This window comes from Klebsiella sp. 1SOBk5mer, assembly GCF_046603115.1.
Classification (GTDB): Bacteria; Pseudomonadota; Gammaproteobacteria; order Enterobacterales; family Enterobacteriaceae; genus Klebsiella; species Klebsiella quasipneumoniae.
In genome coordinates, this window is the sequence record NZ_JBKIUU010000016.1 from 80001 (window position 1) to 95798 (window position 15798).

General features: G+C 54.4%; 14 protein-coding genes and 1 rRNA gene. 8 read left to right on the forward strand and 7 right to left on the reverse strand.

The annotated features are described in order from the left end of the window. The first annotated feature begins 262 nt into the window (after nt 1–262). The 4 genes from glnA (at nt 263) to ACLH1U_RS23635 (ending at nt 4549) form a co-directional block, all read left to right on the forward strand. Entirely contained in the window at nt 263–1672 is a 1410-nt protein-coding gene (glnA, locus tag ACLH1U_RS23620) for a glutamate--ammonia ligase (protein WP_004203622.1), read from the forward strand. Between the two features lie 188 nt (nt 1673–1860). Beyond that, nucleotides 1861–2910 (forward strand): nitrogen regulation protein NR(II), encoded by a 1050-nt coding sequence (gene glnL, locus ACLH1U_RS23625; RefSeq protein ID WP_004203621.1) that lies wholly within the window; start codon nt 1861–1863, stop codon nt 2908–2910. Nucleotides 2911–2918: 8 nt separating this feature from the next. Then, complete coding sequence (glnG, locus tag ACLH1U_RS23630; protein WP_002882749.1) at nt 2919–4328, forward strand: nitrogen regulation protein NR(I); 1410 nt, start codon at nt 2919–2921, stop codon at nt 4326–4328. Between the two features lie 110 nt (nt 4329–4438). Then, nucleotides 4439–4549, forward strand: a complete 111-nt coding sequence (locus ACLH1U_RS23635) for a YshB family small membrane protein (protein WP_004152951.1) — start codon at nt 4439–4441, stop codon at nt 4547–4549. Nucleotides 4550–4584: 35 nt separating this feature from the next. On the opposite strand, the gene hemN is transcribed toward ACLH1U_RS23635, so the two are convergent. Both hemN and yihI read right to left on the reverse strand, forming a co-directional pair. After that, a complete protein-coding gene (hemN, locus tag ACLH1U_RS23640) occupies nt 4585–5958 on the reverse strand; it encodes an oxygen-independent coproporphyrinogen III oxidase (RefSeq protein WP_050534191.1) in 1374 nt (457 codons plus the stop codon). Between the two features lie 188 nt (nt 5959–6146). After that, nucleotides 6147–6653: a Der GTPase-activating protein YihI gene (gene yihI, locus ACLH1U_RS23645; protein WP_085551814.1), complete on the reverse strand. Its 507-nt coding sequence runs from the start codon at nt 6651–6653 to the stop codon at nt 6147–6149. Between the two features lie 584 nt (nt 6654–7237). On the opposite strand from yihI, the gene yihA reads away from it, so the two are divergent. After that, a complete protein-coding gene (yihA, locus tag ACLH1U_RS23650) occupies nt 7238–7873 on the forward strand; it encodes a ribosome biogenesis GTP-binding protein YihA/YsxC (protein ID WP_048296381.1) in 636 nt (211 codons plus the stop codon). A 360-nt stretch (nt 7874–8233) separates the two neighbouring features. On the opposite strand, the gene polA is transcribed toward yihA, so the two are convergent. Next, nucleotides 8234–11026, reverse strand: a complete 2793-nt coding sequence (polA, locus tag ACLH1U_RS23655; RefSeq protein WP_411299481.1) for a DNA polymerase I — start codon at nt 11024–11026, stop codon at nt 8234–8236. Nucleotides 11027–11422: 396 nt separating this feature from the next. Between polA and ACLH1U_RS23660 the strand changes: the two genes are divergently transcribed. Continuing rightward, nucleotides 11423–12331 (forward strand): acyltransferase, encoded by a 909-nt coding sequence (locus ACLH1U_RS23660; protein WP_049014350.1) that lies wholly within the window; start codon nt 11423–11425, stop codon nt 12329–12331. Nucleotides 12332–12370: 39 nt separating this feature from the next. Here ACLH1U_RS23660 and dsbA read toward each other — a convergent pair whose 3' ends face one another. The 3 genes from dsbA to ACLH1U_RS23675 form a co-directional block, all read right to left on the reverse strand. Beyond that, entirely contained in the window at nt 12371–12994 is a 624-nt protein-coding gene (dsbA, locus tag ACLH1U_RS23665) for a thiol:disulfide interchange protein DsbA (RefSeq protein ID WP_004203613.1), read from the reverse strand. Between the two features lie 27 nt (nt 12995–13021). Continuing rightward, nucleotides 13022–14008: a serine/threonine protein kinase gene (locus ACLH1U_RS23670; RefSeq protein WP_004203612.1), complete on the reverse strand. Its 987-nt coding sequence runs from the start codon at nt 14006–14008 to the stop codon at nt 13022–13024. 75 nt (nt 14009–14083) lie between these two features. Further along, nucleotides 14084–14353 carry a YihD family protein gene (locus tag ACLH1U_RS23675; protein ID WP_002882612.1) on the reverse strand — a complete coding sequence of 90 codons (270 nt, stop codon included), beginning with the start codon at nt 14351–14353 and terminating at the stop codon, nt 14084–14086. Between the two features lie 71 nt (nt 14354–14424). Here ACLH1U_RS23675 and mobA point away from each other — a divergent pair, with 71 nt between their 5' ends. Together mobA and mobB are read left to right on the forward strand one after the other, a co-directional pair. Further along, nucleotides 14425–15006: a molybdenum cofactor guanylyltransferase MobA gene (mobA, locus tag ACLH1U_RS23680; RefSeq protein WP_023291489.1), complete on the forward strand. Its 582-nt coding sequence runs from the start codon at nt 14425–14427 to the stop codon at nt 15004–15006. Continuing rightward, nucleotides 15003–15509 (forward strand): molybdopterin-guanine dinucleotide biosynthesis protein MobB, encoded by a 507-nt coding sequence (gene mobB, locus ACLH1U_RS23685; RefSeq protein WP_023291488.1) that lies wholly within the window; start codon nt 15003–15005, stop codon nt 15507–15509. The genes mobA and mobB overlap by 4 nt, the downstream gene beginning before the upstream one ends. A 191-nt stretch (nt 15510–15700) precedes the next feature. On the opposite strand, the gene rrf is transcribed toward mobB, so the two are convergent. Further along, nucleotides 15701–15798 (reverse strand): 5S ribosomal RNA (gene rrf, locus ACLH1U_RS23690); the annotation flags it as partial.

The window sequence follows — 15798 nt, forward strand, 5'->3', positions numbered from 1 at the left end:
TTCACGGAGCGATAAAAGGGCACCGTAACAAAAATTGCACCAAAATGGTGCTCAATGTTCACACTGAGGCACTATTTTGGTGCATTATCTCCATCATGGTGCAGTCCTTTTGCACTATGGTGCGCATGATACAGCGTTTTATAGGGCATTTAAAAGTTGGCACAGATTTCGCTTTATATTTTTTAAGGCAACAACGCCACTTTTAAGCAGTATGAAGTTTTCGTTACCACGACGACAATGACCAATCCGGGAGAGTTTAAGTATGTCCGCTGAACACGTTTTGACGATGCTGAACGAGCACGAAGTGAAGTTTGTCGATCTGCGCTTCACCGATACCAAAGGTAAAGAACAGCACGTCACGATTCCGTCTCATCAGGTAAATGCCGAATTCTTCGAAGAAGGCAAAATGTTTGATGGCTCCTCGATTGGTGGCTGGAAAGGTATCAACGAATCTGACATGGTCCTGATGCCGGACGCTTCCACCGCGGTCATTGACCCGTTCTACGAAGAACCGACCCTGATCATCCGCTGCGATATCCTCGAGCCAGGCACCCTGCAGGGCTATGACCGTGACCCGCGCTCCATCGCGAAACGCGCTGAAGAGTACCTGCGCGCCACCGGCATCGCTGACACCGTCCTGTTTGGGCCAGAACCAGAATTCTTCCTGTTCGACGACATCCGTTTCGGCGCCTCTATCTCCGGCTCCCATGTCGCGATCGATGACATCGAAGGTGCGTGGAACTCCTCCACCAAATACGAAGGCGGTAACAAAGGTCACCGTCCGGGCGTGAAAGGGGGTTACTTCCCGGTTCCGCCAGTAGACTCTTCTCAGGATATCCGTTCCACCATGTGTATGATCATGGAAGAGATGGGCCTGGTTGTTGAAGCTCACCACCACGAAGTGGCTACCGCAGGTCAGAACGAAGTGGCAACCCGCTTCAACACCATGACCAAAAAAGCGGACGAAATTCAGATTTACAAATACGTTGTTCACAACGTCGCTCACCGCTTTGGTAAAACCGCGACCTTTATGCCGAAACCGATGTTCGGCGATAACGGCTCCGGCATGCACTGCCATATGTCTCTGGCGAAGAACGGCACCAACCTGTTCTCCGGCGACAAATACGCAGGTCTGTCTGAGCAGGCGCTGTTCTACATCGGCGGCGTAATCAAACACGCTAAAGCCATCAACGCCCTGGCGAACCCGACCACCAACTCCTACAAGCGTCTGGTCCCGGGTTACGAAGCGCCGGTTATGCTGGCTTACTCTGCCCGTAACCGCTCTGCCTCCATCCGTATTCCGGTGGTGACCTCTCCGAAAGCGCGTCGTATCGAAGTGCGCTTCCCGGACCCGGCTGCCAACCCGTACCTGTGCTTTGCGGCGCTGCTGATGGCTGGCCTCGATGGTATCAAGAACAAAATCCATCCGGGCGAAGCAATGGACAAAAACCTGTACGACCTGCCGCCGGAAGAAGCGAAAGAGATCCCGCAGGTTGCCGGTTCTCTGGAAGAAGCCCTGCAGGCCCTGGATGCTGACCGCGAGTTCCTGACAGCTGGCGGCGTATTCACTAATGACGCTATCGATGCTTACATCGCCCTGCGTCTGGAAGAGAACGACCGCGTACGCATGACTCCGCATCCGGTTGAGTTCGAACTGTACTACAGCGTCTAATTTTGCTGTAAATCCAGGGTATGTCGTGTTGTGGCGCGGGATGCCCGGGATATTTTGTTGCCGTGGAAACTTTCAGCCCATCTCAGGATGGGCTTTTTTCTCCACCAACACGCTGATCTCGCGAGCTTTTTACCGATAAAAAGCTATACTGCACTAAATTGGTGCACTCTTTTTCAGGAGACTGTCGAATGGCAACAGGCACACTGCCCGATGCTGGGCAGATCCTTAACTCTCTTATCAACAGTATCTTACTGGTCGATGACGACCTGGCGGTGCACTTTGCCAATCCTGCGGCCCAGCAGCTGCTGGCGCAGAGTTCGCGCAAACTGTTTGGCACCCCGTTACCTGAGCTGTTGAGCTATTTCTCATTGAATATCGGGCTGATGCAGGAGAGTCTGCAGGCGGGCCAGGGTTTTACCGATAACGAAGTGACGCTGGTTATCGATGGCCGCTCGCATATCCTGTCGCTGACCGCCCAGCGGCTGCCGGAAGGCTTTATTCTGCTGGAAATGGCGCCGATGGATAACCAGCGCCGCCTGAGCCAGGAGCAGCTGCAGCACGCGCAGCAGGTCGCCGCCCGCGATCTGGTCCGCGGCCTGGCGCACGAGATTAAAAACCCGTTAGGCGGCCTGCGCGGCGCGGCACAGCTGCTCAGCAAAGCCCTGCCCGACCCGGCGCTAACGGAATATACCAAAGTGATCATCGAGCAGGCCGACCGGCTGAGAAATCTGGTCGATCGCCTGCTCGGGCCACAGCATCCGGGCATGCACGTTACCGAAAGCATCCACAAGGTCGCCGAACGGGTAGTGAAACTGGTCTCGATGGAGTTGCCGGACAACGTGAAGTTGATCCGTGATTACGACCCCAGCCTGCCGGAACTCCCCCACGACCCGGATCAAATTGAACAGGTGTTGCTGAACATCGTCCGTAATGCGCTGCAGGCGCTGGGGCCGGAAGGGGGCGAAATTGTTCTCCGTACCCGGACCGCTTTCCAGCTGACGCTGCACGGGGTGCGTTATCGCCTCGCCGCCCGTATTGACGTCGAAGATAATGGCCCGGGTATTCCGCCCCAGCTCCAGGATACGTTGTTTTATCCGATGGTCAGCGGCCGCGAAGGCGGTACCGGCCTGGGCTTATCTATCGCCCGCAGCCTTATCGATCAGCACTCCGGCAAAATTGAATTCACCAGCTGGCCGGGTCATACCGAATTTTCGGTATACCTGCCTATTCGGAAGTAGAGGTGTTTATGCAACGAGGGATAGCCTGGATCGTTGATGACGATAGCTCCATCCGCTGGGTGCTTGAACGCGCGCTCACCGGAGCCGGCTTGAGCTGCACAACGTTCGAAAGCGGCAATGAGGTGCTAGATGCCCTCACCACCAAAACCCCGGATGTACTGCTGTCAGATATCCGTATGCCGGGAATGGATGGCCTGGCGCTGCTCAAACAGATTAAGCAGCGTCATCCAATGCTTCCGGTCATCATAATGACCGCGCATTCCGATCTGGACGCCGCGGTCAGCGCTTATCAACAAGGCGCGTTTGATTATCTGCCCAAACCTTTTGATATCGATGAAGCCGTCGCCCTCGTCGACCGGGCGATTAGCCACTATCAGGAGCAGCAGCAGCCGCGAAATGCGCCGATAAGCAGCCCCACCGCCGATATCATTGGCGAGGCGCCGGCCATGCAGGATGTCTTTCGCATTATTGGCCGTCTGTCGCGCTCATCCATCAGCGTGCTGATCAATGGCGAATCCGGTACCGGTAAAGAGCTTGTCGCTCATGCCCTGCATCGTCATAGCCCGCGCTCAAAAGCGCCATTTATCGCGCTGAATATGGCGGCGATCCCCAAGGACCTGATCGAATCGGAACTGTTTGGGCATGAAAAAGGGGCCTTTACCGGCGCCAATACCGTCCGTCAGGGTCGCTTTGAACAGGCTGACGGCGGTACGCTGTTCCTGGATGAAATTGGCGATATGCCGCTGGATGTCCAGACTCGCCTGCTGCGCGTTCTGGCGGATGGCCAGTTTTATCGCGTGGGCGGTTACGCGCCGGTGAAGGTCGATGTGCGGATCATCGCCGCCACCCACCAGAATCTGGAGCAGCGGGTGCAGGAGGGGAAATTCCGTGAAGATTTATTCCACCGCCTGAACGTGATCCGGGTGCATTTGCCGCCGCTGCGCGAGCGTCGGGAAGATATTCCTCGTCTGGCCCGCCATTTTCTGCAGATTGCCGCCCGCGAGCTAGGTGTTGAAGCCAAACAGCTGCATCCGGAAACGGAGACAGCGCTGACCCGCCTGGCGTGGCCGGGCAACGTTCGCCAGCTGGAAAACACCTGTCGCTGGCTCACCGTCATGGCCGCCGGCCAGGAGGTGCTGACGCAGGATCTGCCGAGCGAACTGTTTGAGACCACCATTCCTGATAGCCCGACGCAGATGCAGCCAGACAGCTGGGCGACGCTGCTGGGTCAGTGGGCCGATCGGGCGCTGCGCTCCGGTCATCAAAACCTGCTCTCAGAAGCGCAACCCGAAATGGAACGCACGCTGCTGACAACCGCCCTGCGTCATACTCAAGGACATAAACAGGAGGCTGCGCGCCTGCTGGGATGGGGTCGTAATACCCTGACGCGTAAGCTAAAAGAGTTGGGTATGGAGTAGGGTTTAACGGCGTGATGAAAAATAGCCGATCAGCGCAAAGTGCTGCTATTTTGTACTTTACTGTTCCGATGAGTTGAGTATGATCGTGCCCGGCATTAGGGGAGAGCATCATGTTTGAATCACTGGTGAGTATGATATCGAGCGGCGCCGCTGCGAGTCACACGCCGCAAACGGCAGTCGCTGCCGTGCTGTGCGCTGCGCTGGTCGGGCTGTTCAGCTAATTGTTCCCCCTCTCCTGCGGGAGAGGGGGAAAACATTAAATCACCCGTGAGAACTGCTGCATCCGAGCCTTTTGCCGGAGATAGGCATCAAAGCACATGCAGATGTTGCGGATCAGCAGGCGGCCTTTCGCCGTTACCTGGATAGCCTTACTCTCCACCACCACCAGCCCGTCATGCGCCAGCGGCGCCAGCAGTTTCAGGTCCTCGGCAAAATAAGTCTGAAAATCCACAGCCCACTGCGCTTCGACGGCATCAATATCCAGACGGAAGTTACAGATCAACGCCTTAATCACGTCGCGACGCAAACAGTCGTCACGGGTTAACGCGATCCCGCGCCACAGGGCGTTCCCTTGCTCTGCCACCTGCTGGTAGTACTGCTTCAGCTCTTTTTGGTTCTGAGCGTAGCTGTCGCCAATCATGCTGATCGCAGACACGCCCATCCCCAGCAAATCGGTATCGCCCTGAGTGGTGTAGCCCTGGAAATTGCGATGCAGTACGCCGTGACGTTGTGCGACCGCTAATTCATCATCAGGACGCGCGAAGTGGTCCATGCCGATAAACTGATAGCCCGCCGCCGTCAGCGAGCCGATGGTCTCCTGGAGGATCTCCAGCTTCTGTTCAGCAGAGGGCAGATCGGCATCTTTAATTTTGCGCTGTGCGGCAAAGAGCGTGGGCAGATGCGCGTAGTTAAACACGCTCAGGCGGTCAGGGTTGAGCTCGGCGACCTTTTGCAGGGTGAAGGCAAAGCTCTCCGGCGTTTGCTTCGGCAGGCCGTAGATGAGGTCGATATTGGTCGAAGTAAATCCAATCTCCCGCGCATGGCGAAGCAAGTCAAAGATGAACGCTTCGTCCTGCTCGCGGTTAACCAGACGCTGAACCTCTTTATTGAAGTCCTGCACGCCCATACTCAGGCGGTTGAAACCCTCAGCGCGTAAATGATCGAGGACATCCAGCTCGATTTCACGCGGATCGACCTCGATAGAGATCTCGGCTTCGGCGCTGAAATGAAAATGGGTACGCAACAGATCCATCAGGCGACTGATTTGCGCCTTATTGAGATAGGTCGGCGTGCCGCCTCCCCAGTGCAGTTGCTTAACCTGACGGTTGGCAAACAGCGGCGCGCGGTGGATGATCTCCTGTTCAAGGAGATCGAGATACTGATCGGCCTTATGCTGCTGGCGGGTGACGATCTTATTGCAGCCGCAGAAATAACACAGCTTATGGCAAAACGGGATATGCACATACAGCGACAGGGGGCGCTGTGGGTAACGGGCCACAGCGGCATCGAATTCCGCCGCGCCGAATTGTGGTGAAAACTCCAGCGCGGTGGGATACGAGGTATAGCGCGGCCCGGAATAGTTATATTTCTGGATCAGGGCCAGATCCCAGTCGATTATCTGCTCAGACATGCTCACTCCTTCCGATGGTGCCGCCGACGGGTACGCCGTCCCGGCCCCACCGCACCGCGGGTCATGAGCCGGTTGCGCAGCCATTTCTGACGCCGCGACAACCGTCGTAGTTTAACGAATAACCACAGCAGATAACATATAACCAGAAGGGTTATAAGCAGTACCGGGGATCCGATGGGATGCAAATGTTATTTTCCACCCTTCAGCAGACGCATCATATCTTCCTGACGCTCTTCCTCTTCTTCATCTTCGTCATCGTAAGAGAGGCCGAGCTGCTGCATCAGCTCATCAATACGATCCAGTTTGGCATCCACCCAGCTCTGCTCTTCTGCATTCAGGGTACCGCCCTCTTCCAGACGTTCCAGCAGCGCGTCCAGGCGCTCATCATTCTCCAGCAACTCCAGCTCAGCCTGCGGTGAAAGCATAGGTTTCTCGCTCTTTGGTTTATGCTGCTTGGGAGCTGGAGCGCTGCTTTCGCTCGCGCCCAGCGGGATTGGTTTTTTGCTGCCCACGCGCGGATCTTGCGCCTGGCGCTGTTTTTTACCCGCTGAAGCCGCATCGCCGCCGTTCGCGCGACTTCCTGCCGCGTGGCCACGATGTTTCTTCTGCCGTTTGCGATCGCGAGCTTCCTGATTTAACTCTTCACGCGACTTGCGGCCGGATTTGCCACGGGTGGCGGATGTCGGTTTTTTCATGGTGTGTAATCTTCAGACAGTATTATTCAGTATAGAATTGAGGCGGAATCTAGCAGAAAGCAAGCAAAGAAAAAAGGCGACAGATTACTCTGTCGCCTTTTTCCTCACTGACCACCCTTAACGGGCTCTTCTTTCCCTGTTCGCTAACGACTTACCCTGTCTTTCCCTTAGCGTCCAACGGTCCCTGTTTCTTCCTTTTCCCTTTGAAACGTTTCCAAAACGCGTGTCATCCTGACAATCCTGTGGTCTTCGCCTCCTGGCGCTTCCTGACCCCTCGTCCTGAGTCCTCATCCTTTTCAGCATCCTCGCCGTTGTGTATTACTTTACCGTGTTGACAAAAATCGACAACCAGTCTGGCCGTTAAAAATCTACTTTCAGATTTCTCTATTTTTATAATTTATTTACTTTCATATGGTTATGATTTGTTGGCCTTATTTTTCTCAGGCATGTCCTATACGAAGAATAGCCAATGTCTCACAAAGTGCAGGGTTTTTACTTACAGAACCGGCGTGCGGTAAAAACAGCCTTTTTCTGCTGTTCAGGTATAATCCCTGCCATAGCCTGTTTTAACGGAGACGACCGTCTTGACCAACTGGAATTATCAACTGACGCACTTTGTCACCAGCGCGCCAGATATCCGCCATCTTCCTGCCGATACTGGTATTGAAGTGGCATTCGCCGGCCGCTCCAATGCGGGAAAATCCAGCGCACTGAATACGCTGACCAACCAGAAAAGCCTGGCGCGGACCTCCAAAACGCCCGGACGTACACAGCTGATTAACCTGTTCGAAGTTGCCGAAGGCAAACGCCTGGTCGACCTGCCCGGCTATGGTTATGCGCAAGTCCCGGAAGAGATGAAGATCAAGTGGCAGCGCGCGCTGGGAGAATACCTGGAAAAACGTCTGTGCCTGAAGGGCCTGGTGGTTCTGATGGACATTCGCCACCCGCTTAAAGATCTCGATCAGCAGATGATCCAATGGGCGGTAGAAAGCGATATTCAGGTGCTGGTGCTGCTGACCAAAGCCGACAAGCTCGCCAGCGGCGCGCGTAAAGCGCAAGTGAATATGGTGCGTGAAGCGGTACTGGCCTTCAATGGCGATGTCCAGGTTGAACCCTTCTCCTCGCTGAAAAAATCTGGCGTGGATAAGCTGCGACAGAAGCTGGATAGCTGGTTTAACGAAATCCCGCCGCAGGAAGAAGAGCGCGCCGTAGACGAGTAATCGTCACGAACAGCCGGATAAGAGCGTACCGCGCCTTATCCGGGTTCCTCTCCAGAATCAAGCACAAGCGTGTCCTGTCCCTTTGCCACTTTTCTTTCGCGCAATAAAAAACGCCCCGGTCATAAATGACCGGGGCGGCTAAAATATTCAGCCAAATCCGATTACGTGAAGTAAAAGGTCTGAAAGATAGAACATCTTACCTCTGTACCCTACGCGAATAACTCTACTCTTCTTTCGCTCACGGATAAAGCATTTTTTGTAGTTTTTTTTCACTATTTACATAGCAAATTCAAATGATCCTCACAAAACTCTATAAGTTATGTTGCTTACTTACAGAAAATCGCGTTGCGCTTTGTATACTTAGTGCGCTTGATCCCAGTTTTCTCCGCTGCCCACTTCCACCAGCAACGGTACCGCCAGCGTAGTGCTGTTCTCCATCAGTTCGTGGATCTTTTTCGATACGGCATCGAGCTCATCTTTATGCACTTCAAAGACCAGTTCATCGTGAACCTGCATGATCATCAGCACGCGAGGCTTCTCGCTGCGCAGCCATTCATCAACGGCAATCATCGCCCGCTTGATGATATCCGCAGCCGTCCCCTGCATCGGGGCGTTAATCGCCGCACGTTCCGCACCGGCGCGACGAGCGCCATTGCTGGACTTGATATCCGGTAAATAGAGTCGACGGCCATCCAGCGTTTCAACATAACCTTGCTCCTTCGCCTGTGCGCGGGTGCGCTCCATATACTCCAGCACGCCCGGATAACGCTCGAAATAAAGATCCATGTACTTCTGCGCTTCTTTACGCGGGATGTTCAGCTGGCGGGCCAGGCCAAAGGCGCTCATGCCATAGATCAGACCGAAGTTGATAGCTTTCGCACTGCGCCGCTGTTCGCTGCTGACGCTGTCCAGCGGTAAGCCAAACACTTCAGCCGCCGTCGCCCGGTGAATATCCTTCCCTTCCGCGAAGGCGGTCAGCAGGCCTTTATCCCGCGACAGGTGCGCCATAATGCGCAGCTCGATTTGCGAGTAGTCCGCCGAGACAATGACGTAATCTTCCGGCGCGATAAACGCCTGGCGAATACGGCGCCCTTCTTCGTTACGCACCGGAATGTTTTGCAGGTTTGGATCGGTAGACGACAAACGGCCAGTGGCGGTAACCGCCTGATGATAGGAGGTATGCACGCGGCCCGTTTTGGGGTTAATCATCAGCGGCAGCTTATCGGTATAGGTCGACTTCAGCTTCGCCAGCCCACGGTACTCCAGAATCACCTTCGGCAACGGGTAATCGAGCGCCAGCTCTTCCAGTACCTCTTCAGAGGTTGACGGCGCGCCGCCCGGCGTCTTCTTCAGCGGTTTGATACCCTGTTTTTCAAACAGGATCGTTTGCAGCTGTTTGGTGGAGGAGAGATTAAACGCTTCCCCGGCGATCTCATGCGCCCGCTGCTCCAGCTCAACCAGGCGCTGGGCAATTTCCTGCGAGTGCGCATGCAGCACGGCGGGGTCGATTTTAACGCCATTGCGCTCAACGCGAGACAGCACCGGCACCAGCGGCATTTCAATGTGCTGGAAGATATTCAGCGGACCTTCATGCTGCTGCAGCTTCGGCCACATTTTCAGATGCAACTGAAGCGTGACGTCGGCGTCTTCCGCCGCGTAGCGACCAGCCTCTTCCAGCGCAATCTGGTTAAAGGTGAGCTGATTCTTACCCTTGCCAGCGATCTCTTCGAAGGTAATCGTTTTATGCTTCAGCCAGCGGTCGGAAAGACTGTCCATATCGTGGCGGCCCGCCACGCTGTCGAGAATGTAAGATTCCAGCATGGTATCGAACGCAATCCCGCGCAGCTCAATGTCGTAATTAGCCAAAATGCCGCGATCGTATTTGAGATTTTGCCCAACCTTGAGCAGCTTCTCATCCTCCAGCAGCGGTTTAAGCAGCGCCAGCACGCGCTCGCGCGGGATCTGGTCCGGCGCATCAAGGTAATCATGCGCTACCGGGACATAGGCGGCCACGCCCGGCTCAACAGCGAATGAAAGGCCGACCATGTTGGCGGAGATGTTATCCAGGCTGTCGGTTTCCGTATCAAAGGCAAAGAGCGGCGCCTGCTTCAGCTTATCGATCCAGGTGAGCAGCGTAGCCTCATCAAGGATAGTGACATAGTGCTCTGCTGAAAGTGCAGTAGCGGCTTCAACCTCTTCTTCGGCTTCTGCCGCTGCTGCAGGCACTGCAGGTTTCGCAGCCGGTTTGCCCCCCTTCGCCTGCAGCCATTTCCCGGCTTCAACGTCGGTGGTCCAGCGCTTAAACTCATACTGTCTGAACAGCGCCAGCAGATCGTCTGCCGCCGGCGGCTGCACCTCAAGCTCTTCACAAGTGAGCTCCAGCTCGACGTCGGTTTTGATGGTCGCCAGCTGATAAGAGAGATAAGCCACCTCCTTGTTCTGCTCCAGCTTCGCCGCCATCGTTTTCGCGCCGCGGAAGCTCAGTTGAGCGATTTTCTCCGGTTCCGCATACAGCGTATCGAGGCCGCCAAGGCCTTGCAGCAGCGCCTGGGCTGTCTTTTCGCCCACGCCCGGCACGCCAGGAATGTTATCCGAGGAGTCGCCCATCAGCGCCAGGAAATCAATAATCAGCTCCGGCGGGACGCCGTATTTGGTAACCACCTCATCCGGCCCGAGGATAGTGTTGGTCATGGTATTGATCAGGGTGATCCCCGGCGTCACCAGCTGGGCCATGTCTTTATCGCCGGTACTGATCAGCACCGGACGTCCGGCCCTTTCCGCTTCCCGCGCCAGGGTGCCAATCACATCGTCAGCTTCGACGCCCGGGACCGCCATCAGCGGCAGCCCCATCGCTTTCACCATCTTATGCAACGGCTCAATCTGCGCGCGCAGATCGTCCGGCATCGGCGGGCGATGAGATTTGTAATGTTCGAACAATTCATCACGGAAGGTTTTCCCTTTCGCATCAAAGACCACGACGGCATGAGTCGGTTGATACTGCAGAATCAAACTGCGCAGCATATTCAGTACGCCGTACATAGCCCCGGTGGGCTCCCCTGCGCTGTTAGTCAGCGGCGGAAACGCATGATACGCCCGATAAAGATAGGAGGAGCCGTCAACGAGGATGAGAGGGTTTTCTGGGATCTGAACCATAATTTCCGTGCCTGTTTATCAGATTATGGATAAAGGATGCCACAGACGGGCATGAAATCCTGAATTTTTCCCGCATTTCGCGGAAAAGATTCAACGATCGTCGCGATCGCGCGACAACTTAGCTTGTGGATAACTTTGTGCATAGTTTTACAACGTCAGCTTATCCGCCCCGGGAAATAAATGAATAAATAGTATTAATTACTATTTATCAATCACTTAAAAACAGATCAACGATCCTGGCATTAATTTGATGACCTAATCTTCCATGTGGATAGAAGATCCTTGTTTTTTTCTGTTCTGGTAAGACCCGTCATTTGCCGCGTTTTCTGGTAAAATCAGCCCCTTGCGCAGCTTAAAGGCGCTCTTTGTCAGCCTAACTTTCTGAATAAACTAACTATGTCGAGATTACTCGCTGCGATAACACTTCCGCTGAGTATCGCCTTAACCATCTTAGTCACCGTTATCTGCTCTGTACCGATCATCGTCGCCGGGCTGATTAAACTGCTGGTCCCCATTCCAGCGGTATGGCGCTCTATATCCGTTTTTTGCAATTTTATGATGTACTGCTGGTGCGAAGGGCTGGCGCTGCTGTTGCATCTCAATCCCTGGCTAAAATGGGACGTCCAGGGTCTGGAAGGCCTGAACAAAAAGAACTGGTATCTGCTGATCAGCAACCATCACAGCTGGGCAGATATCGTGGTGCTGTGCGTACTGTTCCGCAAGCATATTCCGATGAATAAGTACTTCCTTAAACAGCAGCTGGCGTGGGTACCGTTCATCGGTCTCGCCTGCTGGGCGCTGGATATGCCTTTTATGCGCCGCTATTCGCGTAGCTATCTTATTCGTCACCCGGAACGCCGTGGTAAAGATGTCGAAACCACCCGCCGTTCATGTGAGAAATTCCGCTCACATCCGACGACTATCGTCAATTTCGTGGAAGGCTCGCGTTTTACCGACGCAAAAAAGCGCGAGACGCGCTCCCCTTACCACAATCTTTTACCACCGAAAGCGGCAGGTATTGCCATGGCGCTCAATGTTCTCGGTTCGCAGTTCGATAAACTGCTGAACGTTACGCTGTGCTACCCGGAAAATAATGCAAGGCCGTTTTACGACATGTTAAGCGGCCGACTGACGCGCATTGTGGTTCGTATCAATCTGGTACCGATTGGCGAAGAGCTACACGGCGATTACGTCAACGATAAGAACTTTAAGCGTGGCTTCCAGCGCTGGCTGAATGGGCTGTGGGAAGAGAAAGACCGTCAGTTAACTGACATTATGCGGGACAAAGAAGGGGCGCCACGGTAAAGCAGATAGAGTAACGCCGGTCAGTGACCGGCGTTTTTTTTATTTCTTCTCAACCAGCTGCTTCACGGTATCCGCATACTGAGCGACGAAGACATCCATATTGCTGGTGTCCATCCCCTGCGGGTTCAGCTGGTACTTACCATTGACGTACATAGCCGGTACCCCCTGCAGCTGCAGATCGGCTGCCGCTTTCTCCTGCTGAGCGACCAGAGATTTCACCACGAAGCTGTTCCATGCGGCATCGTAGTCTTCCCCTTTCACGCCAGCGTCGACGAACACTTTACGAATGTCAGCCAGGCTCTGCACGGTCTGGTTTTTCTGCACCGCTTCGAACATCGGCGCCGTAATTTTGTCTTCAACGCCCAGCGCGATGGCAACAGCCCATGCCTGCGTCAGCTCCTTGCCCAGCGGCCCCAGGAACTCGACGTGGTATTTGGTCATTTTGGTGCCTTCTGGCAGTTTCTGGCGCACGCTGTCAGAGACATGCAGCACTTCTTCAAACTGATAGCAGTGCGGGCAGTAGAATGAAAAGAACTCAAGCACCTGTGGCTCGCCAGCAACCGGCTTATCAAGGGTGATGTACTGCTTGCCGTCGGTGATCTGGGCAGCGGATGCACTAAAAGCCAGAATCATACCAGCCAGCGCCAGCCAAACTTTTTTCATGATTTACTCTCTCCTGGATATATCACATTAATACATTGGCGTTAACTGAAGCGGGGGTTCCTGTAGAACCTTCACCTGCTCGAGAAAAGTAGACGTCTGCCCTCGCCAGTAATCCTCCCCGGTTAACCAGGGGAAATTAACCGGGAAAGCCGGATCGTCCCAGCGTCTGAGCAACCACGCCAGATAATAAACCAGTCGCATGGCGCGTAAAGGTTCAATAAGCGCGATTTCATCGCTGTTAAAGGGGCTGAATTCCTCATAGGCCTCGACGATGGTCTCCAGCTGCATACGCTGTTCAGCCTTATCGCCGTTGAGCAGCATCCACAGATCCTGAATCGCCGGGCCGGTTCGCGCATCGTCTAAGTCAACAAACAGCGGCCCATCGCGCCAGAGGATATTGCCTGCATGGCAGTCACCATGCAGGCGCAAAGTAGTCCCGCCGCCGTGCCATTGGGTCATGACGGCAGCGATGAGTTTATCGGTCGCCTTCAGGAAATCGGCCTTCAGGCCTGACGGGATAAGCGTCGACTGTTCAAATACCTGGCGCGGTTCCAGCAGATACTCCTGCACGCCAATCTCCGGACGCGCAGAAAAGCGCTGTTTGCGCCCGGTCTGGTGCAGGCGCCCAAGATAACGGCCAACCCACTCCATCTGATCAAGGTTATCCGCCTCGAACTGTCGGCCGCCAAGGCTTGGGAAAACGGCAAAATAAAATCCCTGATGCTGATGAAGCGTACTGTCGTTAAATAACAGCGGCGCAGCAACGGGCACTTCATCTTCTACAAGCTGAAGCGCAAACTGGTGTTCTTCAAGGATCTGCGCTGCCGACCAGCGCTCAGGACGATAGAACTTCACCACATAGCGATGACGCTCTTCGTCCTGGAACTGATAAACGCGGTTCTCATAGCTGTTCAGCGGGGTAAGACCGGAGTCCACCCGCATACCCAGATCGAATAATCCATCGATAATGGTATCCGGGCGAAGCGTCTGAAAAGTAAAAGCCTTATCGTGCATCCTGACATCCGACAATCGTACGAATAGTTCAGGATATCATCTCATTGCGCTTTACGCGGCAGCGCTTACAACCTTTTACTCTTTTATTACGCCGCGGGCGCGCAACAGCGCGGTTTTAAAGTCCTCTTCATAATCCTTCTGAATACCCGGGATGACAGCATCTTTTGAAGAATCACGCATCTTCAGGTGATAAATCAGAATATCATCGGAAAGATCGCTCAGTTCGCCATCATAGCCGGCCTCTTTCGCCAGCTTCTGCAAAAATTGCATCAGGTTCAGTTCAGGCTCTTTCTGCCAGGCGGGCTGGAGGAGTTCAATTACTTCATTCAGACGTTTACATTTCATGGTCATGCTCCTTACTCTTGATAGGGACAAGTTAACAGGGTCAATCCCACAATGAAAGAGGCGATATTCATATGCAAAGCGAGGCGATAACCGGCGTCGTGCTGGCGGGCGGCAGGGCCACGCGAATGGGCGGCATTGATAAAGGATTACAGTTGCTCAATGGACGTCCTCTCTGGCGACACGTCGCGGAGGCATTAGCTCCGCAGGTAGATGAGTTAGTGATTAGCGCCAACCGTCACCTTACGCAGTGGCAAGCCAGTGGATATCCGGTGTTTCGTGATACGCAGGCGGGGTACCCGGGTCCTTTAGCCGGTATGCTTGCCGTGATGCAGCAGGTCGCGAGTCCATGGTTTGTTTTTTGCCCCTGCGACACGCCCTTCATTCCGTCATTTTTAGTTGAGCGCTTTATCCAGCAAAAAAGCGCTGCGCCGGTGGTTTGGGCCCATGACGGCGAACGGGATCATCCCGCCGTTGCGCTGGCGCATCGTCAAATTATTCCGCATCTGGAGGCCTATCTTGCCAGCGGCGAACGCCGGGTAATGGTGTTCATGCGCCAGATGGGCGGCCATCCGGTTAGCTTCAGCGAGGTAAAATCGGCTTTTATGAATGTGAATACGCTCGAGGATTTGCAACGTATGCAGGAGCCATCATGATCCCGCTATTAGCGATTGCCGCCTGGAGCGGTACAGGGAAAACGACATTATTAAAGCGTCTCATTCCTGAGCTGTGCGCTCAAGGATTACGCCCTGGTCTGATCAAGCATACCCATCATGATATGGACGTGGATAAGCCGGGCAAAGATAGCTATGAATTGCGCAAGGCGGGCGCTGCGCAAACCATTGTCGCCAGCGAACAGCGGTGGGCGCTGATGACCGAAACACCCGAGAAGCCGGAATTAGATCTCACATGGCTGGTCAGTCGAATGGATGCCAGCAGACTGGACCTTGTTTTGGTCGAGGGTTTCAAGCATGAAGCAGTGCCTAAGATCCTGCTTTTTCGGCAAAACAGCGGCCATCGTGTGGAAGAGTTAACGATGGATGATCATACGATCGCCGTGGCCAGCGATGTATCGATCGCGACCTCACTTCCGCTGTTGGATTTAAATAATATTCCGCAGATTGCGACATTTATTGTCGGCTGGTTAGCGAAGCAGTAGCAGAACTTCAGGCGATATTTTTCCCTGAGTCAGTGCTGCATATCTTGTCCGCGCCACAGGGGCGTAGCCCCATGTCAGATCCGTAGCCCCGGTAAGCGCAGCGCCACCGGGGAGGCGTACCGGCACCCTCCCCGGAGGACACAAACGCAAAAAAGCCCGGTCTTTCGACCGGGCTTTCTGCTTTATTTGATGCCTGGCAGTTCCCTACTCTCACATGGGGAGACCCCACACTACCATCGGCGCTACGGCGTTTCACTTCTGAGTTCGGCATGGGGTCAGGTGGGACCAC